The 24,392-nt window shown below is 63.1% G+C and carries 21 protein-coding genes; 19 read left to right on the top strand and 2 right to left on the bottom strand.

Features of this window, described 5'->3' with window-relative positions; genetic code table 11:
• Window positions 1-138 precede the first annotated feature (138 nt).
• The 3 genes from AC3FOF_RS16465 (at window position 139) to AC3FOF_RS16455 (ending at window position 3,699) form a co-directional block, all read left to right on the top strand.
• Window positions 139-882, top strand: a complete 744-nt coding sequence (locus tag AC3FOF_RS16465; protein WP_488727149.1) for a TorF family putative porin — start codon at window positions 139-141, stop codon at window positions 880-882.
• An 83-nt stretch (window positions 883-965) separates the two neighbouring features.
• Entirely contained in the window at window positions 966-2,435 is a 1,470-nt protein-coding gene (locus AC3FOF_RS16460; protein WP_488727148.1) for an MFS transporter, read from the top strand.
• A gap of 652 nt (window positions 2,436-3,087) precedes the next feature.
• Window positions 3,088-3,699 (top strand): TetR/AcrR family transcriptional regulator, encoded by a 612-nt coding sequence (locus tag AC3FOF_RS16455; protein ID WP_017225172.1) that lies wholly within the window; start codon window positions 3,088-3,090, stop codon window positions 3,697-3,699.
• A gap of 142 nt (window positions 3,700-3,841) precedes the next feature.
• Here AC3FOF_RS16455 and AC3FOF_RS16450 read toward each other — a convergent pair whose 3' ends face one another.
• Window positions 3,842-5,161, bottom strand: a complete 1,320-nt coding sequence (locus AC3FOF_RS16450; protein ID WP_488727147.1) for a flavin monoamine oxidase family protein — start codon at window positions 5,159-5,161, stop codon at window positions 3,842-3,844.
• 62 nt (window positions 5,162-5,223) lie between these two features.
• Window positions 5,224-6,525, bottom strand: coding sequence for an NtaA/DmoA family FMN-dependent monooxygenase (locus AC3FOF_RS16445; protein ID WP_488727146.1), 1,302 nt, complete (start codon window positions 6,523-6,525; stop codon window positions 5,224-5,226).
• Window positions 6,526-6,964: 439 nt separating this feature from the next.
• Between AC3FOF_RS16445 and AC3FOF_RS16440 the strand changes: the two genes are divergently transcribed.
• The 16 genes from AC3FOF_RS16440 to AC3FOF_RS16365 all read left to right on the top strand — a co-directional run bounded on the left by AC3FOF_RS16440 (window position 6,965) and on the right by AC3FOF_RS16365 (window position 24,266).
• On the top strand, window positions 6,965-8,464 hold the full coding sequence (locus tag AC3FOF_RS16440) for an aldehyde dehydrogenase (RefSeq protein WP_488727145.1): 1,500 nt from the start codon (window positions 6,965-6,967) through the stop codon (window positions 8,462-8,464).
• A 163-nt stretch (window positions 8,465-8,627) separates the two neighbouring features.
• Window positions 8,628-9,806 (top strand): CaiB/BaiF CoA transferase family protein, encoded by a 1,179-nt coding sequence (locus tag AC3FOF_RS16435; RefSeq protein ID WP_488727144.1) that lies wholly within the window; start codon window positions 8,628-8,630, stop codon window positions 9,804-9,806.
• Window positions 9,807-9,927: 121 nt separating this feature from the next.
• Window positions 9,928-10,863, top strand: coding sequence for a VOC family protein (locus tag AC3FOF_RS16430; RefSeq protein WP_017225167.1), 936 nt, complete (start codon window positions 9,928-9,930; stop codon window positions 10,861-10,863).
• A 12-nt stretch (window positions 10,864-10,875) separates the two neighbouring features.
• Window positions 10,876-11,874 (top strand): fumarylacetoacetate hydrolase family protein, encoded by a 999-nt coding sequence (locus tag AC3FOF_RS16425; protein ID WP_488727143.1) that lies wholly within the window; start codon window positions 10,876-10,878, stop codon window positions 11,872-11,874.
• A gap of 70 nt (window positions 11,875-11,944) precedes the next feature.
• Complete coding sequence (locus AC3FOF_RS16420) at window positions 11,945-13,183, top strand: FAD-dependent monooxygenase (RefSeq protein ID WP_488727142.1); 1,239 nt, start codon at window positions 11,945-11,947, stop codon at window positions 13,181-13,183.
• A gap of 162 nt (window positions 13,184-13,345) precedes the next feature.
• Window positions 13,346-14,752: an amidohydrolase family protein gene (locus tag AC3FOF_RS16415; protein ID WP_017225164.1), complete on the top strand. Its 1,407-nt coding sequence runs from the start codon at window positions 13,346-13,348 to the stop codon at window positions 14,750-14,752.
• A gap of 20 nt (window positions 14,753-14,772) precedes the next feature.
• Window positions 14,773-15,975, top strand: a complete 1,203-nt coding sequence (locus AC3FOF_RS16410) for a thiolase C-terminal domain-containing protein (RefSeq protein ID WP_488727141.1) — start codon at window positions 14,773-14,775, stop codon at window positions 15,973-15,975.
• Window positions 15,972-16,412 carry a Zn-ribbon domain-containing OB-fold protein gene (locus AC3FOF_RS16405; RefSeq protein WP_488727140.1) on the top strand — a complete coding sequence of 147 codons (441 nt, stop codon included), beginning with the start codon at window positions 15,972-15,974 and terminating at the stop codon, window positions 16,410-16,412. Before AC3FOF_RS16410 ends, AC3FOF_RS16405 begins: the two co-directional genes overlap by 4 nt.
• A gap of 99 nt (window positions 16,413-16,511) precedes the next feature.
• Window positions 16,512-17,264, top strand: a complete 753-nt coding sequence (locus AC3FOF_RS16400) for a class II aldolase/adducin family protein (protein WP_488727139.1) — start codon at window positions 16,512-16,514, stop codon at window positions 17,262-17,264.
• 88 nt (window positions 17,265-17,352) lie between these two features.
• Window positions 17,353-17,949 (top strand): malonic semialdehyde reductase, encoded by a 597-nt coding sequence (locus AC3FOF_RS16395; RefSeq protein WP_488727138.1) that lies wholly within the window; start codon window positions 17,353-17,355, stop codon window positions 17,947-17,949.
• 103 nt (window positions 17,950-18,052) lie between these two features.
• On the top strand, window positions 18,053-18,655 hold the full coding sequence (locus AC3FOF_RS16390) for a nitroreductase family protein (RefSeq protein WP_488727137.1): 603 nt from the start codon (window positions 18,053-18,055) through the stop codon (window positions 18,653-18,655).
• Window positions 18,656-19,105: 450 nt separating this feature from the next.
• The gene (locus AC3FOF_RS16385) at window positions 19,106-20,011 is read left to right on the top strand and encodes a LysR substrate-binding domain-containing protein (protein WP_017225157.1); all 906 of its coding nucleotides are present in this window, start codon (window positions 19,106-19,108) and stop codon (window positions 20,009-20,011) included.
• Between the two features lie 183 nt (window positions 20,012-20,194).
• Entirely contained in the window at window positions 20,195-20,944 is a 750-nt protein-coding gene (locus AC3FOF_RS16380; RefSeq protein ID WP_488727136.1) for an SDR family NAD(P)-dependent oxidoreductase, read from the top strand.
• 90 nt (window positions 20,945-21,034) lie between these two features.
• A complete protein-coding gene (locus AC3FOF_RS16375) occupies window positions 21,035-22,360 on the top strand; it encodes an MFS transporter (protein ID WP_017225155.1) in 1,326 nt (441 codons plus the stop codon).
• A gap of 44 nt (window positions 22,361-22,404) precedes the next feature.
• Window positions 22,405-23,268, top strand: coding sequence for a transketolase (locus AC3FOF_RS16370; RefSeq protein WP_488727135.1), 864 nt, complete (start codon window positions 22,405-22,407; stop codon window positions 23,266-23,268).
• Complete coding sequence (locus tag AC3FOF_RS16365) at window positions 23,265-24,266, top strand: transketolase family protein (RefSeq protein WP_017225153.1); 1,002 nt, start codon at window positions 23,265-23,267, stop codon at window positions 24,264-24,266. Before AC3FOF_RS16370 ends, AC3FOF_RS16365 begins: the two co-directional genes overlap by 4 nt.
• Window positions 24,267-24,392 lie beyond the last annotated feature (126 nt).

The following is a 24,392-nucleotide window of genomic DNA, read 5'->3' as shown; positions in this document are numbered from 1 at the left end:
AGACTAGTCACAAGAAGTTCATTCACTACAACACCACCACCACCAGGTTACTCCCTGAGCAGTCCATTCGAGCGATGGCCGGGGAGTTCTTTGTCTTCCACACAAGATGATGAGGTTGATATGAGGAGTGTTTTCAGCATGACAAGGCCCGCAAGAAAATATCTGAAGCCACGTTCGTGCTGGCTGTCCGCGGCAGTGCTGACGGCAGCAGCAGGCAGTGCAGGACAGGCTGTTGCGGGGGATCTTCACGGTAGTATCGCGATCCTGAGTCATTATAAATGGGCGGGTGCGGACCAGGATTTCTATGAAGACAGGGCGATTTTCCCGACCCTGCAGGCAAGTCTGTTTTATGGGTTTGACAACGGAATTTACGTAGGGAATTGGTCCTCCACCATCAAGATGGTGGACAATAACCGGATAGATTCGACGGCATACCTGGGGTATCGCTCAAAGCTGGGGCCCGGTGTTTACGACATCAGTGTCGGCTATAACTTCTACCCGGGCGCGGCGTACGCAAACACCACATCGTTGTACGCAATATATTATCTTCAAAATTTCTCCATTAAATGGACCGGCGTAATCAGTAAATATTACGTCGGGCTCCCTGATGGCCGGGGCCGGCAGGCTTTGGCGCTGGAGGGATGGAAAAATCTGACCGAGCGAGTTGTGTTGAAGGGCGAGGTCGGCCGCTTGTTCTTGCCGGATGGGCTAAAAGATCAGGGCTTAAAGGACAAATACTATTTTTTGGTCGGGGTCGATTACAAGTGGCGGAATGACATGACATTGGGCTTGGTGTATACAGGCGCCTCCACTGTTGGTGGCCCGAATGTCGGGTGGAGAAACAAACCTCGTTTCGTCGCGTCAGTAACCTATTCGTTCTAGCCGTATTTTTCAAATACCCGTGTAAATCCTTGTTGCGAGGCCAGTCCAGAGACGGTTCGCAACTCCTCCCCAGGGTGCCCCCAATGTCCAGTACAACTCTTGGCAATACTGCGGTCGGACAATCATCCGCCGCTCGATGGATCGCGCTTGCGGTCCTTTTCCTGACGCTTGCCATGTCCTTTTTCGACCTCACGTGCGCCAACATTGCGCTGCCGTCGATCCGCAAGGGGCTCGGCCTGTCCGAGGCCGCGTCGTCCTGGGTCCTCGCCGGCTATGCGCTCGCCTACGCGCTCTCCCTGGTGCCGGGAGGCAGGCTGGGCGACCGCTACGGCCACAAGTGGATGTTCCTTCTGGGCACCTTGCTTTACGTGCTCACCGGAATCGGCGTTTCCCTGGCCTCGGACGAGCGCCATCTGGTGGTGTTCCGTCTGCTCCACGGCGTTGCCGGCGGATTGATGATTCCGTCGATTGCCGCGCTCATCCAGGTCATGTTCCACGGTGCCGAGCGCGCACGGGCATTCGGTTTCTACGCTTTCGTCGTGGCATTCGCAGCACTTTTTGGCCCCATCATCGGCGGCTGGATCATCGAGACGGTCGGCATGGAGAATGGCTGGCGCTGGGCCTTGGCATACGGCTTGTCGCTGGGCGTCCTCGCCATCCTGCTGGGTGTTCCCACCTTGCCTGGCAAGAGTAGTACGGCAGAAGGTCTAGGCCGATTCGACTTGCTCGGATCCATCCTCATGTCGCTGGCGGTCGTCGGATTCTTCGTACCCCTGATCCAGATCAGCAACGGCCAAGTGGCCTGGTGGGCGTCGATCAGCGCGATCGCTGCCGTGCTGCTGCTGATCGTCTTCATTTTCTGGGAGGGCCGCCTCGAGCGGGCCAACGCGTTCCCGCTGCTGCCGTTGAGCTTGTTCAAGGAGACGACGTTTTCATTCGGTCTGGCTTCGGCGTTCCTGACGTTCGCGAGCTTCACCGGCTCGATCTACATTGCCTTCGCGGTCATATGGCAAAGCGGCAGGGGCGAGGGTGCCCTCGCGGCGGCACTCGTGATTCTGCCTTTCTCGCTCGGTAGCTCCATCGGGCCTCTTGTCGGCGATCGATTGGCCCACATGCTCAAGCGCTGGGTCATCCCCGCATCGCTCTTGATGCTGTCGTGCGGCTACCTGGTCAGCTACCTCATCCTGCGGGCCGATCCCCATGTCAGCCCGGCCGTGCTCATCGTGCCATTGTCTGTCGCCGGCTTCGGCAGTGGTGTCTTCTTCAGCCTGAACATGGCGTCGACGCTCTTGACGGTCGCGGGTCGCAACGCCGGCAGCGCGGTGGGCATGCTGGTTACCGTACAGCGCATCGGCGCAGCACTCGGCTCTGCGATCGTGATCCTGCTGATCTCCCAGCCGGGGCCGGGCGGACCGCAGGACTTCGGGCCGGAGACCATGCTCCGCACCGGGACGAGTTCGGTGCTGCTCTGCGCGCTGCTTGCAGGCGCGGCCCTTGTGATCAGTGTGATTGAAGTCCTGGGCACCCGGGGTCGCGCACGGCTGCAATCGTGAGGGCTGCGGCGGACTAGGCCGGCGGCAACCGGCTGAATGCGTTGAACCAGTTTGTCGCGATGATCGCGCGGAGGCCCGGATCGGGTGTCCGCGCGATCGTGCGTCAAGGTCCAATGGATGCTGGTGCTGGCCGCTAGGCGCCTGGGCCTGGCGGCGGCAATTGTGCACCGGTCAGCCCAGCCATTGACAGGTGCGCTGGATTGAGGTTAACGTCGCCGGATGAATGCTGCGCGGCTCGCTCTTGGCGCCCGCCTGCGCAGGCATGAGGCCAGATCCATGGCCAGCGCCGGGAGGTCGTTTTGTGCGCCAAGCACCCGGATTGGTGCCCCAGGAGCTGTGGGGGGTGCTGGTTGTCTGCATACTGCGATGCACTGGGCGCCGCTCATGGCTGAGCACGTGGGCTCCGCTTCGGCGCATCCGCTACCAAGCCGCCAGCTACGCGACCTGGATAGCGTTGTGCCATGCTGCCAAGGACCGCCATTCCGTGAAACGGCTCTTTGCGACGCGAAGCATGGCGAATGCGCTATGCTCCCACCGGTTTTTCGGATTCGAGATCTGGCTCCGTCGGAGCCACCGCGCCACGTTTGGATACGTTGCGCTCGCATGAATTGAGAGGACGGAATTGGGTGTTCATAACGATGGATGTCTGAACGTGGACGATGACATGGGTTCTCGCCGTCTGCCATACGGCGAGGGTCGGCAGGCGCTGGTGAACGCGGCGATCAAGCTGGTCGCACGTGAAGGCATGCCGCGATTGACGTATAGGTCACTGACCGCGGAGGCGGGCGTGAGCCAGGGCAGCCTGCGCCATCATTTTCCGCATTTGATCGGGGTGTTGGAGGCCGCCTTGGAGAGCTGCCTGGATGTTTCCAAGTCGTATCTGGCGCGGCCCAAGCGGCAGGGCGACGAACTGCTGGGCCACATGATCCAGATGATGCACGAGCGGCCCGAGATTCCGGCATTCCTGACTGAGGTGTACGTGTTCGCGCGTCACACCCCCGAGTTGCTGGAAATCGTGCAGCGGCACCAGACGAGCTACCGCAACCGGGTCCGGGTTTCTCTCGAGGCAGCCGGGCTGTCTGTGGATGACGAGTTGATCGACGCGGTGCTGGCAATCGGAGACGGATTGATGTACCAGCGGGTGATCTTCGGTCCCTCGCATGCCGAGGTGACCGAACGGCAGGTGAGTGGCGCGCAGCGACTGCTGATGGCGCTGCTCTTCAAGGAGCAGGTCGGCGCCATCAGCAAACACCTTTCGGCCTGAAAGGCGCGGTCGGTGAAAGTTCTCGCCCCCCGGGCGTCTGACCGGGGCGCTTCCGGGATGGGGCCGCGAAGACGTGCTGCGGTCGAGCCGAGGTTGGGCAATCGGCTCGCGAACACCTGTTCAGCGCAGTCGCGGGTCGTCGTCAACGACCCTGTTCACGAATGATCTCGCGGGCGGCGCGCCGGCCGCTCTCGATAGCGCCATCGATGTGGCCGCTCCAGCCCAGCGCGTAATCGCTGCCGGCAATGCGCACTGGGCCTTCGGGTCGGATGAGTTCCTCGATCTGGCCGGAAAGCTGACCGGTGCGCAGCATCGCCCAGGTCTCGCCGGCGAGCGGGTCGGCGCTCCAGTCGTGGGCGTCAACCCCGACCAGTTCGATGTCCGGTCGCCATTGCCGTACCGCCGCTTCCACGGCACGTACGTCCGTGAGGTCTAGATCATTCGTGCGCGGGCCGAAGCCGAGCAGGATGGTATCGCCGTCCAGTTCATATTCGTAGCCCATCATGGTCAGCGGATAGCTGTCCGGCGCAAAGGCGATGAAGCGGTCCACCTTGCCTTTCGCGCGCATCCATACCTTGAAGCCCGTCGAGACCTGCCCTTGCTGTGCAGCGGCCTGTTTCACATCGGACAGGGCGGGTTCGAACTCGATCGCACCCAGCACGTTCAGCGGGACGGTCACGATCACATGGCGTGCGTGGAAGGTGTCGCCGTTCTCGGTCTCGATCGAGGCGCTTTCCCCCGTGCTGCGGATGGCTCGTACCGTCGTGGAGAGGTGGATCTCGGCGTCGGTGTCGGCGGCGAATGCATCGACGAATTGTGTTGTGCCACCGCGAATGATATAGGTCGACGCAGACTCTGCGCGCATCTGCCAGACGCCGCCGGCCAGTGCGGTATGGCGGAGAATCTGCGACCAGGCACCGTCGGCGGTCGATCCGCTGAAGGACAGTGTCCAGTGGCCGCGCAGGATCTGCGCAAGCTCCTCTGGCAGGCCGAGCTGGGCGATGCGATCGGCTACAGACACCTGATCCGCTTTGATCGCCTCGTGCGTCAACGGAAATGGTTCATGCGGCTGAGGAAAGGCTTTCAGGGCGCCGGCAGCCAGCGCCGCCTGGCCCTGGCCGACAAATGCCCTGTATTGGTCGATAGGCGTCTTTTTCACGCCGCTGTCGCCGATCCAGTAGACGGTGTCGACCGGATCGACGGGTTCGAGCTCCAAGCCGTAGGCGACGAGATCCGCCCACACGTGCGGCTGGGTCCAGTGGACGAAGCCGCCGCCGAATTCCAGCGGGCGTCCGAGCGAGCTGTCGCGATACCAGGTCCGGCCTCCCAGCCGGTCGCGGCCTTCGAACAGTTTGACGCTCAGGCCAGCGCGGGTGAGGTCACGCGCGGCCGCGAGGCCGGCGAAGCCGCCACCGACGATGGCGACGTCAGCCGTGACGTTGGAAGGAGATGCAATAGTCATGGGTGTTTGCGTCCTGAGTCGTAGGTGCGCGAGACCAATGTTGCCTGCGCGCGCAAAGGGGTTTAGAAGGCGAAAAGGTTGTCGCGCAGGGTGCCGTCCGTGTACGAGGTCCGCATCGCGCCGAGGCGTTTGAGCTCCGGGACGAGCCCGTCGAAGATGCCGTCGAGATAGGCCCGGTTCGCGTCCTGCGTCGCCATGATGATGTAGCCGTCGCCGCCGACTTCTTCCATGACCTCGACCAGGTTGCGGGCCACCGACTGCGCAGTGCCGACTGCGCCGATTTCATCGTCGCCCCAGTTGAAGTCGATGATCGCCTCGCGCAACGTGATGCCTCTGCGACCTTTTTCCTTGAGCATTTCCAGCATGCTCGTCGTGCCGTTGGCGACAACGTCGGAGGGGAAGGGCTTGTTGAGGTCGAAAGAGAGCAGATCCACGCCCAAGTGCGCGCTGTGCTTGCCGAGCACGGGGATGAGTTGGGAATCGGTGATCGACTTGCGCAGGGATTCGTTGTTTTCCGTGATGTAAGGATGCAGTGCGTAGAGGATGCGGGCTTCGCGCGGATCCCGCCCGTGCTTCTTCATCCGGGCATGGATGTCTTCCTTGAACTCCTTCATCGCTTCGACGCCGCCGATCGTCACCGACATGATCAGCTCGGCATGCTGGGCCGCGAACTCGCGCCCACGAGGCGACCCTCCGGCCTGGGCAAACACCGGGCGCCGCTGCGGCGAGGGATACGAGTTCAGCGGTCCGCGCACCTTGAAATGCGGGCCGACGTGATCGATGGAGTGAACCTTTGCCGGGTCGGTATAGCAGCCGTTCTCCATGTCCTTGACGATGGCGCCGGGCTCCCAGGAATCCCATAGTTTGTTGACGACTTCGACGAACTCGTCGGCCATGTCGTAACGCTGCTGCGTAGGCGGCAATGCGTCCATCCCGTAGTTCTGCGCGGATTCGTTCTCGCTGGAGGTGACGATGTTCCATCCGGCCCGACCGTGGCTGAGGTTGTCGATCGTGGCGTAGAGCCGCGCAAGCAGGAACGGCGGGTACAGCGTGGTCGAGGCGGTGGCAATCAGGCCCAGTCGTTTGGTCTTGGCAGCCAGATAGCTGAGCAGCGCGACTGGATCGTTGTGCGGCGACGTGAGCGCGTGGCGCAGGTCGATATCGGTGTTGTCGTTAAGCACGCGCGAGACCGCCGAAGTATCCAGGAAGAACAGGAAGTCGAAGGTGGCCTCCTCGACCCGTTGCGCGAGCCAGGCGTGGTAGGCGCCGGTCGGCCAGTCATCGCCGAAGAGCCGGTCGTCTGGCGCGTGCCAAGCCGGCTGTGAGAACGAGCTAAAGAAGCCGAAATGCAGTGGGGTTTTCATGGCCGATCCTCTCTGAGTTGAAGGTCGATGTTGATGGTCGATGCAGGATGTGCGACGTCTCCGGTGCAAGAAGGATGCCGTCCGGTTGCCGCCGGTGTCGGGGGTCCCTCAAGCGCTGCGGATGAGCGGAGCACGCAGCCTATCCATCTATCGTGCACAAGTGTTCCAAACATAGCAAGTGCATTGTTGTTAGGGCTTTCCCTTGGAAAGGCGTTCAATAGCATAAGTGCATGCACATCCGGATTTCTCAGGAATCATGGGGATTTACAAGGATTTCTCATGCCGCCGTGCAACGTCACTTGTTTTCTGAATATTCCTGCTTGACACCAAAACATTGCATTAGCTATGCTTTGGGCATGTCACGGCTACGGATGAATCCCGTGGCTCATGCGGGCTCGGTACCGTTGCCGGCGTTTCGTCATATGAGAGGAGACACAACATGAATGTGCGGCACGACTTGTTCATCGATGGCCGGTGGCGCGCTGCGAACTCGCGTGAGCGCATCGTCGTCACGTCGCCATCGACGGAAGCGGCCTTCGGCCAGGTTCCGGATGCTGACGCCAGCGATGTCGACACGGCAGTGGCGGCGGCCCGGCGCGCCTTCGATCAGGGCCCATGGCCCACTTTGCCAACGGCCGAGCGCGCCGCCTTCATCGAGCGCGCGCTCGCGCTGCTGGAGCCCAGGCTCGGCGAGATCGCCGAGCTGGTGACGGCGCAGATGGGGCTGCCCGCTTCGATCTCGATGAAGAAGGCACCCGCCGGCCTGTGGGTGGGGCGGTACTTCCTGGAGTTGGCGCGACAGGATGCGCTCTGCGACATCCGCCAGACGCGTTGGGGGCCGGCCGCGGTACTGCGCGAGCCGGTTGGCGTGGTCGCCGCGATCACGCCTTGGAACAGCCCCTTCAATATGGCCATCGCCAAAATCGTGCCTGCGCTGGTGAGTGGCTGCACGGTGGTGTTCAAGCCGGCGCCGGAGACGCCGTTGGACATCTACCTGGTGGCAGAAGCGTTCCGCGAGGCCGGCCTGCCGCCGGGCGTTTTCAACTTGGTTACGGGAGGCCGGGAGACCGGCCGAGCACTCGTGGCCCACCGCGGCATCGACAAAGTCAGCTTCACGGGGTCGACGGCCGCTGGCCGTGAGATCGCGCGCACTGCTGGCGCGAACTTCGCTCGTCTGCAGCTCGAGCTCGGCGGAAAGTCCGCTGCGATCATCGCGGAGGATGCCGACCGCGACACGGTCTTGCGCGGCATCGTCGAGGGGACTTTCTCCAATACCGGCCAACTCTGTTCGGCATTCACGCGCATCCTGGTGCCGGCCTCCCGCTATGCCCAATGGTTGGATGTGGTCGTTGGAGCCGCCGAATCGTTCGTCGTCGGTGATCCCTGCGAGCCGGCCACGATGATGGGGCCGTTGGCTTCGAGGGCCCAGCGCGACCGAGTCCTGGGCTATATCGAGACCGGCCGGCAAGAGGGGGCGACCGTGGCGACCGGTGGTGGCGTGCCCGCGGACCTTGGCACCGGATTCTACGTCCAGCCGACCGTGTTCTCCAATGCCAGCAATGCGATGCGCGTGAGCCGCGAGGAGATCTTCGGACCTGTGGCCGTGGTGCTGCCCTACGACACGCTCGACCAGGCGGTGACGATCGCCAACGACACCGAGTACGGCCTGCATGGCGGCGTCTTCACCGAGGATCCGCAGACCGCCGCTCGGGTGGCGCGGTCGGTGCGCGCAGGTACGTTCAGCATCAATGCGTTCGCCCACAACGTGCAGGCTCCGTTTGGCGGCGTCAAGGGATCGGGCGTCGGCCGTGAGCTGGGGCTCGAAGGCCTGCATGCCTTCCATGAACTCAAGACTGTGAATCTCACTGCATCCACTGCAGCACTGTTCGCCGGCGAGGCGGCTGGTGCGCAGATGCAGGCTCCAAGGGGTGACGCTTGAGCTGGCCCCCGACCCTGGAGGTCGCCGGCGGAACGCGCCGCGGGCCGCCGTCGGCTGCATCGCCCGGTCACGAACGGATCAGCCATCAGAGGGCAACGGCTTCCAGCCTGTCTTCGCTTTGTCATCTTCATTCTGGCATTTTCATTCCGAGGAGTGGTATCTGATGAATGCAACCAAAAGCTCCGGGCCGCTGAGCGGAGTTCGCGTGCTCGACCTTTCGCATGTCTTGAACGGCCCTTTCGCAACGATGTTGCTGGCGCACATGGGCGCCGAAGTGATCAAGGTCGAGCAGCAGGAAGCACCCGATCGTTTTCGCCATGCCTGGATGCCGGTCGACGCCGACCATGACGGATACGAGTTCCTTGCCGTCAATGCGAACAAGAAGACGATCACGCTGAACCTCAAGAGCGCGCGCGGCCGCGAGGTTTTCGCCGAACTGGTGAAGAAGTCCGACGTCGTGGTGGAGAATTTCTCGACGGGCGTGATGGACCGGCTCGGCTTCGGCTATGAAGCGTTGAAGGAGCTCAATCCTTCGATCATCTACGGTTCGTCCAAGGGTTACGGCGAGACCGGCCCATACGCATCGTTCCGTTCCTACGCGACCGTCGCGATGGCCGTGTCGGGCTGGGCCGCCACCTCTTGGGGGCTTTCGGGTGCACACGGCACCCAGGTGCTCGGCATCGGCGATGAGGCGGCTGGCGTCTCGCTCGCTGTTGGTATTCTCGGGGCGCTCTACCATCGCTCGATGACAGGCGAGGGGCAGAAGGTCGACGTCTCGATGCAGGAGGCGCTCATGGGTTTCATGGTGCAGGGCTTCCACGAGCACTTCGAGGGGCAGGGGCCGGCGGGTGCGTACATGGAGGCGAAGGACGGCCACGTTGCTTTCCACGTGCCGGACATGACGCAAGAGCAGTTCACCGGCTTCGCGACAGCGCTCGGACATGCCGACGCACTGGCGGACGAGCGGTTGGCAACGGTCGAGGCGCGTCGGACGAACCTCAAGCTCGTTCAGCAGACTGCAGCGGGGTGGCTGAAGGAGTTCACGCCGAAGGAGCTGTTCGATCTGCTAACACCGTTGAAGATCCCGGTGGGCCCGGTCTACTCGATCGGCGAAGTCCTGGAGGACCGCCACATCAAGGAGCGCGACGCGTTCGTGACCGTGCCGCACGCCGAGGCCGGCGACGTTACTCTGCTGGCGCCCTGGATCCGTTTCAGCCGGACACCATCGCAGATTCGCCATGCGGGATCGGCGGTCGGTGAATTCAACGACGAGGTTTACCGGGAAGTACTCGGCTACGACGAGCAGATGGTCGCCGAGCTGCGCAACGCCGGAGCCATCTGAAGCGCGTTCCAGCCGGAATGCGCGCCTGAAGCGTGGACTTGCGGGCAGTCGCCGAAAGCTGCCCCGACCTACCACATAGCCGATACCTACGCCCTTGCAGCGTAAACATGAGGAATACAACATGACAGGTTCCACCACGCCCGATAGCGCGAGGACTGCCGATTCGCCCGTGCATGTCTCGCGGCTGGGGTATGTCTCTCTCGATACGCCGGATGTCGCCCGCCTCACCGAACACTACACCAAGGTGCTGGGGTTCGTCGCGCTCGACGAGTCGCCGCAGCAGGTGTTTCTCACCACCGGGGGAGACCACCACTGCATCGTGATCAACAAGGCTGAGGCGTCCCGCGGACGCTCCATCGTCGGATATGAGATCAACGAGGACCTGACGACCGCGCAACGCCGTCTCGCGGCAGCCGGTCTCAAGGCCGAGCGGCGTTCGGACATCGGTCCGGGTACCCCCGATGTGCTGGTGCTTACCGAGCCGGGGACAGGAGCTGCACTGCACCTGTACCAGGAGCAAGAGCAAAGCGGCGTCGGTCTCAGCTTCGACCATCGACCGAGCAAGCTCGGACACGTCGGCGCGTACACGCCGTCGATCGCGGCGATGCGTTCTTTCTACGAGGGGGCGCTCGGCTTCCGCTGGTCTGACTCGATCAGCAACTTTTTTGTATTCATGCGCTGCAACGCCGATCACCATGCCGGCGTCTTCATGCAGAGCGACACGATGTCCGGCATACACCATATGGCCTACGAGGCGAGAGATCTGACGCACCTGCAGGGGATGATCGACAACCTCGTCAAGCATGGAATCCGCTTGAACTGGGGGCCCGGTCGCCACGCCGTGGGTCACAACATCTTCGCTTACCACGACGATCCCGACGGCAACCACATCGAGTTGTTCACCCAGCTCGACGTCATGCTCGACGAGGACAAGGGCTACTACGAACCGAGACCCTGGCACGAGTATTTCCCGATGCGGCCGACCACGTGGGAGGCCAATCCGGTGTCCATGAACCTGTGGGGACCGATCCCCCCCGGCGGACCTATTAAGCGATAGGGAGCGGAATCCGTGCAAACGGACGAGGCACCGGCTGGCATCGACGCTGGCAAACGACGCTGGCAGACCAACGACATAGCATCGAAAAAGGGCAACAACATGAGTTCCTGGAGTCTTATCACCTATCGCATGGAATCGGCTGGACGCGAGGCCGAGGTAGCTGCGATCCGTCGTGCGGACGGCCGCGTCGTGGTCCCCGATGCGCTGCGCCCTTATCCAGGCCTTGTCCATGCGCTGAACGACTGGGATGCATTGGCGTCGCTCCTGCGTGACATCGACCCGGATGCGCTGGAGCCGCTGGAGGGCCAGGAACTGCTCTCCATCCGCCATCCGCGCAAGGTATTGTGCGTGGGCGCGAACTATCGCGACCATATCGCCGAGATGGGCGTCACCGAAATCCCCGATGGATGGCAGCCATACTTCTTCCTGGTTCCACCGACCACGGCTCTGGTCGGCGACGGCGACGCCGTGCTGATCCCCGCCGATCCCGCCTTCGCGGTCGACTGGGAGGCCGAGTTGGCGGTGGTGATCGGGCGCGGCGGGCGCGACATCCGTCCGGAAGATGCCCTCGACCATGTGGCCGGCTATGCCTGCTTCAATGACATCACCGCGCGTGGGCTGCTGCGCCGCAAAGTCGCCATCGCGCCGCCGTTCCAGTTCGACTGGACGGCCTGCAAGGGCTTGGACGGTTTTTCCCCGCTCGGCGCGGTCAAGCCCGCCTGGCAGGTCGGCGATCCGAACGATCTGCGTATCCGCTGCCTGGTCAATGGCGTGGTCAAGCAGGATGGCAGCACGGCCAGTCTGATCACAAGCATTCCCGAGATCATCGCGGCCGCCAGCCGCTACTTCACCCTGGAACCCGGCGACGTGATCGCCACTGGCACGCCTGCGGGTGTTGGCCATACCCGCGGCGAGCGGCTTGTCGATGGCGACGAGGTTCGCGTCGAGATCACCGGTCTCGCGCCGTTGCGCAACACCGTTCGGGAGCGCCAGGTGCAGGCTGCCCGTTGAATCCATGTCAGGCGTGTGCGCTTCGCGCATGCCAAGACGACCTGAAGAACTATCAGAAAGGTGAGACGTCATGAATGGGAAAACTCCTTCCATCGCAATTGTCGGTGGCGGCCTTGGCGGGCTGGCCACGGCCATCGCTTTGTCTCGCGCCGGCTTCGAGGTTGACGTCTTCGAGCGCGCCCCGCAACTGGGCGAGGTCGGGGCGGGCATCAACATCAGTCCACAGGCGGTCAAGGCCTTGACCGCGATCGGTCTGGGCGAGTTACTGGCGTCAGTGGGCAATCCGGTGACCGGCTACATCCAGCGCTCGCTGTATTCCGGTGAGCCGCTGGCCGAGACGCGGTTCGCCGATCCTGGCACCACCGTCGGACGTTACGGCGCGCCGTACTACGCCTTCCACCGGGCCGACCTGATCGGCGTCCTGTCTGGCGCCATCGATGCCGGCCGGATCCACCTGGCGCACGCGCTCTCCGACCTTTCGGAAGGGCCGGGCGGTATCACGCTGGCGTTCGCCAACGGCCGTACGCACACGGCCGACCTGGTGATCGGTGCCGACGGCATCCGCTCCCGGGTGCGCGAGTATCTGTATGGCCAGGACGAGGCGCAGTTCACGGGGCAGATGGTGTGGCGCGCGCTGATCGATGGCAGCCGATTGCCCGAGGGATTCCTCGGCCCGCACGGCTTCTATGGCTGGATCGGCAAGGGCATGCACCTGATGACCTATTACCTGCGCGGCAGCAAGATCATCAACATCACCACGCAGGCTGATGCGGAGGGGTGGGTGGCGGAGGGCTGGACCATCCCTGGCGAGCCGGACGAGATGCGCAGCAGCTTCGCCTGCCCGACCGCCGATCTCAGCCGCTTGCTGGATGAAGTGACTGAGTGCTCGAAGTGGGGCTTGTTCGGGCGTCAGCCTTCGCAGAACTGGGGTCGCGGCAGGATCCAGTTGATCGGAGATGCCGCACATCCCATGCTGCCGAATGCCGGGCAGGGCGCGGCGCAGGCATTTGAGGACGCCTATGTGCTGTCGCGCTGGCTCGATGCCGGGCGGGGCGATCCCGAAGCGGCCCTGGCCGGATTCCGCAACGTGCGTATTCCGCGTGCGCATGCCGTACAGCGGCAATCCCTCATCAACAGCCGTCTCGTGCACGCTGGCGACTGGGAAAAGCGGCAGGAGCAGTTCCGGGCGCGTGAGCGTGCGGGAGATACCCCACTTGGGCTGGGCTGGATCTACGGCTACGAGCCCGAGCAGGAATGGAACGTACGGCAGGAGTATCCGCTGTCGTTCGGAGAGCCGACAGACGCCTGACGGCCACGGGAGCCTGGAGCCGCCGCTGGCTAGCTCCGGGTTTCTTGGTGACTGGCGGGCAAATGGGCGTTCACACAAGGATTGCGGTCATTCGAAAACCGGGAGAAAGATGATGTTTCAGACGACGGATAAGGGTTCGGTTAGCACCGAAAGGAGTCAGGCATGAACAGGCGGCGTATTCTGGTCCGGGGCGGACATGTGGTCACGGTCGACCCCAAGCTCGGTGTCATTGCAGATGGTGAGGTCCTGATCGAGGACGACGTGATCGTCGCCGTCGGTCGTGATCTGGGCGTGAGCGATGCAGAAGTCATCCACGCCGAAGGCGGGATCATCGCACCGGGTACGGTCGACACCCATCGCCATACCTGGCAGACTCAGCTTCGCGGCTGCTGCGGCTCCATTTCACTGCAGGAATACATCAGCGGCTTCTGGGCCGATTCCACCCCTTCCTACACGGCCGAGGATGCGCGCTTGGGCACCCTGGTGGGGGCGCTCGAAGCACTCGACTCGGGCGTGACGACCCTGCTGGACTACGCCCATATCACCAACACGCCCGAGCATGCCGATGCTGGCGTGGACGCGCTGGTGGAGTCGGGCATCCGTGGGGTCTATGCCTACGGCCTGGGCCAGTCCAACATCTTCGCTCCGCCCGACTACGATCGCCTGGCAGATTTCGCACGGATTGCCAAAGAGCGGTTCTCCTCGTCCGGACGGGTGACCTTGGCCGCCGCCCTGTCTGAAATCGGGCTATCCCCGATTTCGGTGAATCTCGCCCAGAAGCGCCTTGCCGATGAGTATGGCGCAGTGTCGACCGTGCACATCGCCACCAGCAAGGCCTTGCCATCGGGCGTGCCGCAGCTCGCCGCGGCCGGCGTGCTCGATTCGCGCGTGATCCTGGTGCACGCGACCGCGCTACAGGCGTCCGACTGGAAGCTCGTGGCGGAATCCGGAGCCTGGCTCTCGACCACGCCGGAGAGTGAGATCAACATGGGCATGGGCCGGCTAGCCATCAACGAGGCGATCCGACACGGCCTCAAGCCAACCATCGGCGCCGATATCGTTTCGCTCAACGGCGGCGACATCCTGACTCCGACACGTCAGGCGCTGGGGTTCGTGCGATGGGCGGATGCAGAGCCGCTGCTCGCCCAGGGGCGCGACGTCTACGGCATGACCATCAACCCTGCGGATGCCCTGAAGTGGGCCACGATCAACGGCGCCGAGGCGGTCGGTCTCGGCGACCGCACAGGCAGTCTGACCCCGGGCAAGCAGGCGGATCTGATCGTGGTGGGCGGTCATCACATTGGCGTGCGACCGGTGAACGATCCGGTGGCGCAGCTCGTCCTGCAGACCCATGCCGGTGTCATCGACACGGTGATCGTCGGTGGCCGCATCGTCAAGCGCGACGGCCATCTGGTCGGCGTCCAGCTCGCTTCGCTGCTGGCTCGGCTCGACGAATCCGCGCAGAGGGTCAAGGCTCGCATGGCTGAGCGCGCCGCAGCCAAGGTGCCGATTCCCGCCGACGTCATTGCCGGGTTCCCGCACTGGGTGCAGAAGAATCTTGCCAGTTGATTCGCCCACGGAGTGAGTTCATGGCGGACAACGCGATGATGGATCGTACGGCGATCTCGGGCGTCGGATGGACCGCGATTTCCAAGAACAGTGGCCGCAGTGTGCTGTCGCTGGCCACCGAGGCCGCGCTACACGCGATCGCGGACGCCGGGCTCGAGCCGGGCGACATCGATGGCCTGGTGACCTACTACTGGGGCTTGCGTGATACGCCGGCGCCTGCCGAGCTGGCCAACAGCCTGGGGCTTGGAGCATGTCGCATGTCATTCTGTGACAGCAGCGGCGGAGCCTGGGCGGCCTCGGCCATCGCGGCGGCGGCGATGGCCGTGTATTCCGGCATGTGCCGGCATGTGCTGGTCTACCGGGCCGCGAACTCCCGCTCCGAGCCCGGCTTTCTGCCGGGCCTGGACACGTGGCATTCGGGTCATCGGCAGTGGAACGAGCCATTCGGTGCGCAGCATCCTGCGACCCTTTACGGTCCGCACGTCAGCGCCTACATGCATGCCTACAACTTGCATAACCGTGATTTCGCCGAGCTGGCCGTGCAGCAGCGGGCGAACGCCAGGCTCAACCGCAAGGCGCTGATGACCGAAGCGATCACGGTTGAGGACCACCAGAAGTCGCCGTGGGTCATTGAGCCGTTTCGCCTGCTCGACTGCAGCATATGGAACGACGGCGCAATGGCCGTCGTCGTCTCATCGACCGATGACGCTCGGCGGCTGCGGTCGTCGCTGGTCACGATCCGAGCGATCGAGGGGGGCACCCTTGGTGCCCCGGTGCGTTCGCGGATCGGCCCCAATCACTGGGACCTGCATGCAGGAACGCTGGCGCAGTCGCTTTACCGAAAGGCTGGCATTCGGGCGGAGGACGTCGACGTCGCCGAGATCTACGATCCCTTCACGGGCATGGCGCTATTGCACATCGAGCAGTTCGGCCTCGCGCCGCCCGGTCAGGCCGCGGCGCGGGTCCGCAGCGGCGAGCTGGCTCTTGACGGGGTGATTCCGACCAATACTCACGGTGGCCACTTGTCAGAGGGCAACATCGCGGGTCTTGGCCACGTTGTCGAGGCTGTGCAACAGCTGCGCGAGGGTGGCGTGCGCGACGACCTGTGCAGCACAGGCCACGACTATGACCGCTGCCGTTGTCGCCAGGTGCGAAATGCCGAGTTCGCGCTGGTCGGCAGCGAATCCGGCGACAGCGCGCTGATCCTAAGGAGGGGGGCATGACGTCTGCATTGCCACCGGGCGTTCGCCCGGATCCGGATAGCGCGGCCTTCTGGGCGGGCTGCCAGCGGCGCGAACTGCTGGGCCAGAAATGCGGCCAGTGCGCGACCTGGCGCTGGCCGCCCCGCGAATATTGTCCTCGTTGCCACGCCGCCGATCCGGTATGGGAGCGTCTTGTCGGCACGGGCGTGATCGTCGGCCACGTGGTCAACCACCGTGTGATGGACCCGGCCTTCGCCTTGCGCACGCCGCTGCCTATCGTTCATGTGCGGCTGGACGGCACCGATGGCGAGATGGTGCTGACATCGAATCTGTTGCCCGGGCAATGGCCGCAGGCGGCGGTCGGTAAACCGGTGTCGGTGCGATTTGTGCGCGTGCGCAGCGACCTCATCCTGCCGCACTTCACCATCGATTACCCGAAACAGGCGCGATCAGGGTAGGCGGCAAGATCGGCTTGGACGTGGATAGCAGGTGGTGTGGCGGCGGGCGGGTGTACCAGCCCCTTTTTGTGGGCGATTTTCTGATCATTGGGAGTGTGTGTGGGAACGCAGGCAGATTCGGACAGCATTCTGGTAGACGACCTGGTCGATGCCAATCACATTTTGTATGGCGAGGGCGTGCTTGACGGATTCGGCCATGTCAGCGTGCGGTCGGACAGTGATCCCGCGAGCTTCTTCATTGCACGCAGCATGGCGCCGGCGCTGGTGGGAGTGGGGGACATCCTGAGGGTCGATCTGGATGGCCAGGTGATCGGGCAAAGCGGCATGCAGACCTACGTGGAGCGGTTCATTCATACCGAGATCTATCGGTCACGGCCAGACGTCAAAGCCATCGTTCACAGCCATTCACCCACGCTGATTCCTTTCGGCGCGACGGGCACGCGCTTGCGACCGGTGTGCCACACCTGCGGTTTTCTCGGTGGCGGCGGCTGCCCCGTCTTCGAGATGCGAGACGTGGCAGGGGATGGCTCCGATCTGCTTGTCAGCAATCCCATCCTGGGGCAGGGACTGGTTTCGTCACTGGGTAGCTCGGCGATCGTGCTGATGCGTGGGCACGGCAGCACCGTGGTGGGCGAATCGCTGCGCCAGGCGGTGCATCGGGCCGTCTACGCGGAGACCAATGCCCGCCTGCAATTGCAGGGAATGGCGCTAGGCGAGGTGCGCTATCTCACCGATGACGAAGCGCGAGCGTCGGATGCAACCACGAGTTCCCATCTGGACCGGGCCTGGGTGCTCTGGCGGCGCAAGGCGCGCAGGCTCGTGAAGGAACTCGCGCTCCAGGATGGCCGGTAGATCGACTTGCTGGCCTCGTGCTTTGCATCGTGGAGTCGAGCGCCGAGTCACTTTCAACGATTCAAGGTAAATATCAGGGAGTTAGGGAATGCATAACGAGACTGCCAAAGAGACCCTCGACCAGATTTTCCTCAAGGCGCGCAGCTTCAATGCGTGGACCGATGCGCCTGTCGAGAGGGATAAGCTGGCCGAGCTCTACGAGCTGATGAAGTTCTGTCCAACCAGTTCCAACACCAATCCGCTGCGCATCGTGTTCGTGAGCGGACAGGAAGGCCGTGAACGCCTCGCAAGGTCCATGCTGGGCAGGAACGCTGACAAGGTTCTCGCTGCACCGGTGACCGCGATACTCGGCTATGACACCCGCTTCTTCGAGCGGCTGGATGTCTTGTTTCCCCATGATCCGACGCGGTCGAAGATGTTCACAGACAGTCCGGCTCTGTCCGAAGAAACGGCATTTCGAAATTCTTCAATGCAGGCGGGGTATTTCATCGTCGCCGCCCGTGCGGTGGGGCTCGATTGTGGGCCCATGTCGGGGTTCAGGCGCGACAGCGTCGACCGCGATTTCTTCCCCGGCGGACGTGTGAAGACCAACCTCGTTTGTGCGCTGGGCTGCGGTGATCCGCATCGCGATATGTGGGGTCGGCTTCCTCGACCTGCTTTCGATGAAGTGTGCTCGTTCGCATGAGCTTTCACGCCTGAACGGGCACACGCACCGCCAGCGCACCGAGTGGCGACCGGTGCGGCGATCAGCTTCATTTCCATATCGGTCACCCTAAAGGAGTCTCTTTATGCCAGAACCAACCCGCCAACCGGAATACGGAGTCAGCCCCATCTTCATCGACCGCTGGTCGCCCCGTGCATTCACGGGCGAGAGCATCAGCGAGGAAGCATTGCTGACCATCATCGAGGCCGGCCGCTGGGCGCCTTCGGCCTTCAACTTGCAGCCCTGGCGTTTCATCTACGCCAGGGCTGACACGCCGGCCTGGCTGCCGCTGTTTGCCACGCTCAACGCCTTCAACCAGAGCTGGGCCCAGCGCGCGTCGGCCTTGCTGATTATCGCCTCGGCCAACAGCGCGCAAGTGCCAGGTGCAGCGGCGCCCGCGCACAACGCAAGTCACGAGTTCGACACGGGATCTGCTTGGGGTTACGTCGCCTTGCAAGCTTCTCTGCTAGGCTGGCACGCCCATGGCATCGCCGGCTTCGACAAGGACCTGGCACGCAGCAGCCTCGGCATTCCGGCCGATTACACAGTGCAGGCCGCGGTCGCCATCGGCCGCCGCAGCGAAGACAAGAGCTTCTTGTCCGTATCCCTGCAGTCACGCGAAGCACCCAGCTCGCGGCTGGCCATGAAGGCCATCGCCGCAGAGGGAAAATTCGGTTTCGGAAGCTGAGCGGCCAGCGAGTTGGGTGGGGGCTTCGTGCATCCCGTCCAAACGCACCGCCCCGTTCCTAAACGCGTCATACATGGATAACGGTTCGAACTTCGGCGTGGTCACCAAGACACTCGTCGCGCTGGTTTCTGGTTCATAGCACTGCGTCCGTTTGCTGATGAGGCGATTGGAACTTTGGCTGTATCATCTTAGCCCCGCTTCGAAAGCGGGGACGCCGTTGTCGGCTCCGTCGTTAACAGCCTTGGTGTGAAACGACTCGCGTGGCTCTGCGGGGATGTCATCACCGCTTGCGGGACCCTCCACAACGGTGGTGTACGTTATGCGAAACTTCAGGATCATGCCGCTTGTTTTCATGCCTCGGCGGTATACCGATTGACTTGGGAGCAGAAGACCGCCGGGACGGGCTCTTCAAGTATTGACTCTCCCGCCGCTGTTACAAGAGAACCAAGTATGCGCATTCCGCCGGTGAAGTCGATCGTCGCGTTTGAGAGTGTCGCCAGAACGAAGAGCGTAGGCCGGGCGTCCGAGGAGTTGGGTTTGACCGCGTCGGCAGTGAGCCATCAGATTGCCAATCTCGAGTCCATCGTTGGCCGGCCCCTATTCTTTCGACAAGGGCGAGGGCTTGCCCTCACACCAACTGGGGAGCAATACCTGCGCGACGTGACGGGGGCGCTTGCAGAACTGAGCCGCGCCACCGAACGCGCATCCAGTCAGGCCGAAGTCGACATACTCAGGGTGCACTCGAGTCCGAGTTTCGGCTTGATGTGGCTGCTGCCGCGGCTTGAGTCGTTCCAGGCCGACAACGGCGACATTCAGCTGAACTTATCCTGCTCCTATGAGGATGTCTCGTTCACCAGCGGCTACTATGACATCGATATCCGCTATGGCTATGCGCACTGGCGTGATTTGCAGGTCAAGACACTCCGCAACGAGTTCATCGCCCCTCTGGCGTCCCCGGAGTATCTTGCCAGGCACCCCGTCCGTAGTCCGGCTGATCTGCTTGGGCAACGCCTGGTCTTCTCAGAGACGCCTCTTGTCCAGTGGCAGCAATGGTTCGCCAGGTTCGGCGTCTCAAGTGAGCACCAGGCGTTCGATTTTTCCTTTGACCGCTCGTACATGTCACTGGAGACCGCGGCTCTTGGCATCGGCGTGGCATTGGAAAGCATGCTGCTGGCGTCAGTTCATCTCCGGAAGGGAACGCTGGTACCTGTCTTTGACCAGACGTACGCCGTGGAGGTGGGAGCGCATCACATCGTCTGCCCCTCACAGAATGCGGACTTACCTCGGGTCCAACGATTTCTGGACTGGATCGACCGTGAACTGAAGTCAAGCGCCGGAAAAAGAGCGGGAGCTTAACCCACGCTTTGCTTGGCCGATCGCCCGCTCAACGCCGTGAATTGTGCGGCGCACCATCGCCATTTTCGCTGAATCGCGTCTCTCATCTGAAAATTTCTCAGCAATAGCTGAGACGGACTGCATTGATCGGCGCCTCGCCAGCCACGACACTCGGATCATCATCTCAACAATCAGGAGACAGACATGATGCTCGAGAACAAGGTTGTGATCGTAACCGGCGCCGCTTCCCCCCGCGGCATCGGCAAGGCAACGGCAAGCGCCCTTGCCGCGCAGGGCGCCAAGGTGGTGGTGCTGGACCTGCGGCTGGCGGACGCTGAGCGGGCAGCCCTGGAACTTGGTGAAGGTCATCTTGGCATCGCCTGCGATGTCACGGACCGCGAGGCCTGCCAGCTGGCGGCCCGCGCCGCCCTGGAGAAGTACGGCCGGATCGATGGCTTGGTCAATAACGCCGGCATCACGCAGCCGGTACGGACGCTGGACATCCAGCCCGCCAATTTCGACGCCGTGCTCGATGTGAACCTGCGCGGCACGCTCTATATGTCGCAGGCCGTGCTGCCCCAAATGAAGGCGCAAAAGCGCGGCAGCATTGTCTGCATGTCGTCGGTTTCGGCGCAACGTGGCGGCGGCATCTTCGGCGGTCCGCACTACAGCGCGGCCAAGGCAGGCGTGCTTGGCCTTGCGCGCGCCATGGCCCGGGAATTCGGTGGCGACAACATCCGCGTCAACTCCATCACGCCGGGCCTGATCCAGACGGACATCACCGGCGACAAGCTCACGGCGGAAATGCGGGCCGACATCATCAAGGGGATTCCGCTGGGTCGCCTGGGTGACGCTGCCGACGTGGCCAACGCCTGCCTCTTCCTGATCAGCGACCTGTCCGCTTACCTGACGGGCATCACGCTCGACGTCAACGGCGGGATGCTGATTCACTGATCTTTCATCGGCTGCCGCCTTCACCGGCGGAACATCGGCTGGGACAATCGGCGCACCCGGGCGAACCTGGGGCGCATGGCAGGAGACACCATGAAAACCAAATACGCTTCGCCCGTTACGAGCGATGTGATGGCGCACGCGGATGCGGCCTCCTTTGAATCCAGAACCTACGCAAAAGTGGTGCGGCGCCTGATACCGTTCCTGATGCTTTGCTACCTTGGCGCCTACCTGGACCGGGTCAATGTGGGATTCGCCAAGCTGCAGATGCTCAATGACCTGCGGTTCAGCGAAACGATCTACGGCCTGGGTGCCGGGATCTTCTTTCTTGGCTATTTTCTCTTCGAAGTTCCGAGTAACGTGATCCTGCACAAGGTGGGTGCGCGCAACTGGCTCGCGCGCATCATGCTGACGTGGGCAGTCATCTCGGCGAGCTTTGCCTTTGTGAGTTCCCCCACCTCGTTCTACGTTTTGCGATTCCTGCTGGGCGTCGCGGAAGCCGGATTCGCGCCCGGGGTCATTCTTTACATGACCTATTGGTTTCCGTCGGAAAGGCGGGCCAAGGCGCTGTCGATGTTCTTCATGGCGATACCGCTGGCGGGCATCGTGGGCGGACCGCTCTCCGGCTACATCATGCACGCGTTCCACGGCGTACTGGACCTGGCCGGGTGGAAGTGGCTGTTCATGCTGGAAGCGCTGCCGTCGCTCTTTCTCGGTGTCGCCATCCTGCTTTACCTGGACAACGGCATCCAGAGTGCGAAGTGGCTCACCGATGCGGAGAAAGCGCTCCTCACACGCAATGTGGCCGGCGACAACGCGCAGAAGGTCATGCACGTGTCGACTCGCGCGTTCATTGCCGATCGCCGCCTCTGGCTGATGGCGGCCATCTACTTCTGCGTTGTGTTGGGACAGTATGGCCTGACGTTCTGGCTGCCGACCATTGTCAGGAAGGCCGGCGTCGCGGATCCCTTGTGGGTGGGCATCCTTACCGCCCTGCCGTACCTGTGCGCGATCATCGCGCTGCCGCTGGTCGGCATGAGCGCGGACCGGCGCCGCGAGCGCCGCCTGCACCTGGCGATCCCGATGCTGGTGGCGGCGGCTGGCTTTGCCACGCTCCCCCTGCTTGGCAGCGTCGGCGCTTCGATCGTCTGCCTCAGTATCGCGGCAGCGGGCATCCTGACTTCATCGTCGCAATTCTGGGCCTTGCCCACCGCGCTGCTGGGTGGCATGTCGGCCGCGGCGGGGATCGCCGCTGTCAACTGCTTCGCCAACCTGGCTGGCTTCTTTTCGCCTGCCATCGTCGGATGGCTCAACGATCTGACCGGAAAATCGACGGCCGGCCTGATCTTCATCTCGGTAGCCATCGTTCTGGGCGCCACGCTTGTCTTCCTTGTGCCGGCGAAGGCCGTCAACCGTTGAGATTTCCCATCCCCTTGATCATCAGATTCATGCAGGAGACGAACATGCATTCTTCTTCATCCGACGCGCCGGCGTCATCCGCGCCATCCGTCCCATTACCAGAGCGCGCCTATCGCATCCGCAGGAATGCCCTGTTGATGGGTGAAGTGCAGGGACAGGGCTACATCGGGCAAGCACTTGACATTGCCGACGTCCTGGCCGTCGCATACTTCGGCGCCATGCGATACCGCCCGGAAGATCCCGAATGGGAGGGGCGCGATCGCTTCCTCCTGTCCAACGGGCATTACGCCATTGCCTTGTATGCCGCCTTGTTTGAAGCCGGCATCCTGCCGGCGGACGAGTTGGAGACGTATGGCAGCGACGATAGCCGCCTGCCGATGTCGGGCATGGCAAGCTATACGCCAGGCATGGAGATGTCCGGCGGATCGCTGGGGCAGGGCCTGACGATCGCCGTCGGCCGCTGCCTGGGCCTCAAGCGCAAGGGCTCCGATGCCTTTGTCTATACGCTGTTCTCGGATGGCGAACTGGATGAGGGCGCGATCTGGGAAGGCATCATGTCGGCGAGCCACTGGAAGCTGGACAACCTGATCGCGATTGTCGACGTCAACAACCAGCAGGCCGATGGCCCCTCGACCCAGATCATGGCGTTCGAGCCGCTGGTGCCAAAGCTGGAGGCGTTCGGCTGGTTTACCCAGCGCGTCGATGGCAACGATATCGAGGCGGTGGCGGCTGCATTCGACGCGGCGCGCTCGCATCCGGGCGCGCAGCCTCGCATGATCGTCTGCGATACCCGCATGGGCTGCGGCGTTCCTTTCCTGGAGCAACGCGAAAAGAACCACTTTATCCGCGTCGACGCCCACGAGTGGCAGCTCGCGCTGGAAGCACTGGAAGCCGGGAGGCAAGCATGAGCAACGCAACCTTGAACAAGCCGCGACTGAAGACGTCGGCGATGATCGCGTCGATTGCCGGAGAAGGCCAGGCGACGCGTCCGGCCCCGTTCGGACAGGCGCTGGTGGAACTGGCCGGCACCAAGCCCGACGTCATCGGCATGACGGCGGACCTCGGCAAGTACACCGACCTGCATCTGTTTGCGAAGGCGTTCCCCGAGCGCTACTACCAGATGGGCATGGCCGAGCAGTTGCTGATGGGCGCCGCCGCCGGCCTTGCGCATGAGGGGGCACAGCCCTTTGTCACCACGTACGCAGTGTTTGCCACGCGCCGCGCCTACGACTTCATGCACCAGGCCATCGCCGAAGACAACCTGGACGTGAAGATCGTCTGCGCGCTGCCGGGCCTGACGACAGGCTACGGGCCAAGCCATCAGGCCGCCGAAGATCTGGCATTGATGCGTGCGATGCCGAACATGACGGTCATCGATCCGTGCGACGCGCTGGATATCGAGCAAATGGTGCCGGCCATCGCCGCGCATCGCGGTCCTGTCTACGCGCGGCTGTTGCGCGGCAACGTGCCCGTGGTGCTGGACGAGTACGGCTATCGCTTTGAGCTTGGCAAGGCAAAGCTGCTGCGCGACGGCGCGGAGGTGCTGGTGATTTCGTCGGGCATCATGACCATGCGCGCGCTCGAAGTGGCCAAGGCGCTGGAGGCGGATCGCATCGGCACGGCCGTGCTGCACGTGCCGACGATCAAGCCCCTCGACACCGAGACCATCGTGCGCGAGGCTCAGCGCGCCGGCCGGCTCGTCGTGGTCGCGGAGAACCACACGGTGATCGGCGGTCTTGGCGAAGGCGTGGCGGCAGCGCTGATGCGGGCGGGCGTCAACGCCCCATTCCGGCAGATCGGCCTGCCGGATGCCTTCCTCGACGCCGGGGCCCTGCCGACACTGCATGATCGTTATGGGATTTCGGCCAGTGTCATGTCGGCAACCATCAAGGGCTGGCTTGGCTGACGGGAGACGAGAGTCCGCGGCAGGCCAGTGCCGTTCGGCGGAGGGAGGGATCTGAGTCCAGAACCCGCGCGCGAATAGCGTTGTGGGCCCACGAGGGTCACACCAATGCGGTCATTGCGCAGGAAC

It is taken from the genome of Cupriavidus sp. 96C5-1 (assembly GCF_057798855.1).
The sequence above is the reverse complement of the archived record's forward strand: the minus strand, read 5'-3'. Positions and strand labels throughout refer to the sequence as shown.

Excerpts from the sequence above, each read along its gene's own strand:
- AC3FOF_RS16465 (WP_488727149.1), top strand. The coding sequence starts at position 139 with ATGACAAGGCCCGCAAGAAAATATCTGAAGCCACGTTCGTGCTGGCTG.
- AC3FOF_RS16460 (WP_488727148.1), top strand. The coding sequence starts at position 966 with ATGTCCAGTACAACTCTTGGCAATACTGCGGTCGGACAATCATCCGCC.
- AC3FOF_RS16450 (WP_488727147.1), bottom strand. The coding sequence starts at position 5,161 with ATGACTATTGCATCTCCTTCCAACGTCACGGCTGACGTCGCCATCGTC.
- AC3FOF_RS16445 (WP_488727146.1), bottom strand. The coding sequence starts at position 6,525 with ATGAAAACCCCACTGCATTTCGGCTTCTTTAGCTCGTTCTCACAGCCG.
- AC3FOF_RS16440 (WP_488727145.1), top strand. The coding sequence starts at position 6,965 with ATGAATGTGCGGCACGACTTGTTCATCGATGGCCGGTGGCGCGCTGCG.
- AC3FOF_RS16435 (WP_488727144.1), top strand. The coding sequence starts at position 8,628 with ATGAATGCAACCAAAAGCTCCGGGCCGCTGAGCGGAGTTCGCGTGCTC.
- AC3FOF_RS16430 (WP_017225167.1), top strand. The coding sequence starts at position 9,928 with ATGACAGGTTCCACCACGCCCGATAGCGCGAGGACTGCCGATTCGCCC.
- AC3FOF_RS16420 (WP_488727142.1), top strand. The coding sequence starts at position 11,945 with ATGAATGGGAAAACTCCTTCCATCGCAATTGTCGGTGGCGGCCTTGGC.
- AC3FOF_RS16415 (WP_017225164.1), top strand. The coding sequence starts at position 13,346 with ATGAACAGGCGGCGTATTCTGGTCCGGGGCGGACATGTGGTCACGGTC.
- AC3FOF_RS16410 (WP_488727141.1), top strand. The coding sequence starts at position 14,773 with ATGGCGGACAACGCGATGATGGATCGTACGGCGATCTCGGGCGTCGGA.
- AC3FOF_RS16405 (WP_488727140.1), top strand. The coding sequence starts at position 15,972 with ATGACGTCTGCATTGCCACCGGGCGTTCGCCCGGATCCGGATAGCGCG.
- AC3FOF_RS16395 (WP_488727138.1), top strand. The coding sequence starts at position 17,353 with ATGCATAACGAGACTGCCAAAGAGACCCTCGACCAGATTTTCCTCAAG.
- AC3FOF_RS16390 (WP_488727137.1), top strand. The coding sequence starts at position 18,053 with ATGCCAGAACCAACCCGCCAACCGGAATACGGAGTCAGCCCCATCTTC.
- AC3FOF_RS16385 (WP_017225157.1), top strand. The coding sequence starts at position 19,106 with ATGCGCATTCCGCCGGTGAAGTCGATCGTCGCGTTTGAGAGTGTCGCC.
- AC3FOF_RS16380 (WP_488727136.1), top strand. The coding sequence starts at position 20,195 with ATGATGCTCGAGAACAAGGTTGTGATCGTAACCGGCGCCGCTTCCCCC.
- AC3FOF_RS16375 (WP_017225155.1), top strand. The coding sequence starts at position 21,035 with ATGAAAACCAAATACGCTTCGCCCGTTACGAGCGATGTGATGGCGCAC.
- AC3FOF_RS16370 (WP_488727135.1), top strand. The coding sequence starts at position 22,405 with ATGCATTCTTCTTCATCCGACGCGCCGGCGTCATCCGCGCCATCCGTC.
- AC3FOF_RS16365 (WP_017225153.1), top strand. The coding sequence starts at position 23,265 with ATGAGCAACGCAACCTTGAACAAGCCGCGACTGAAGACGTCGGCGATG.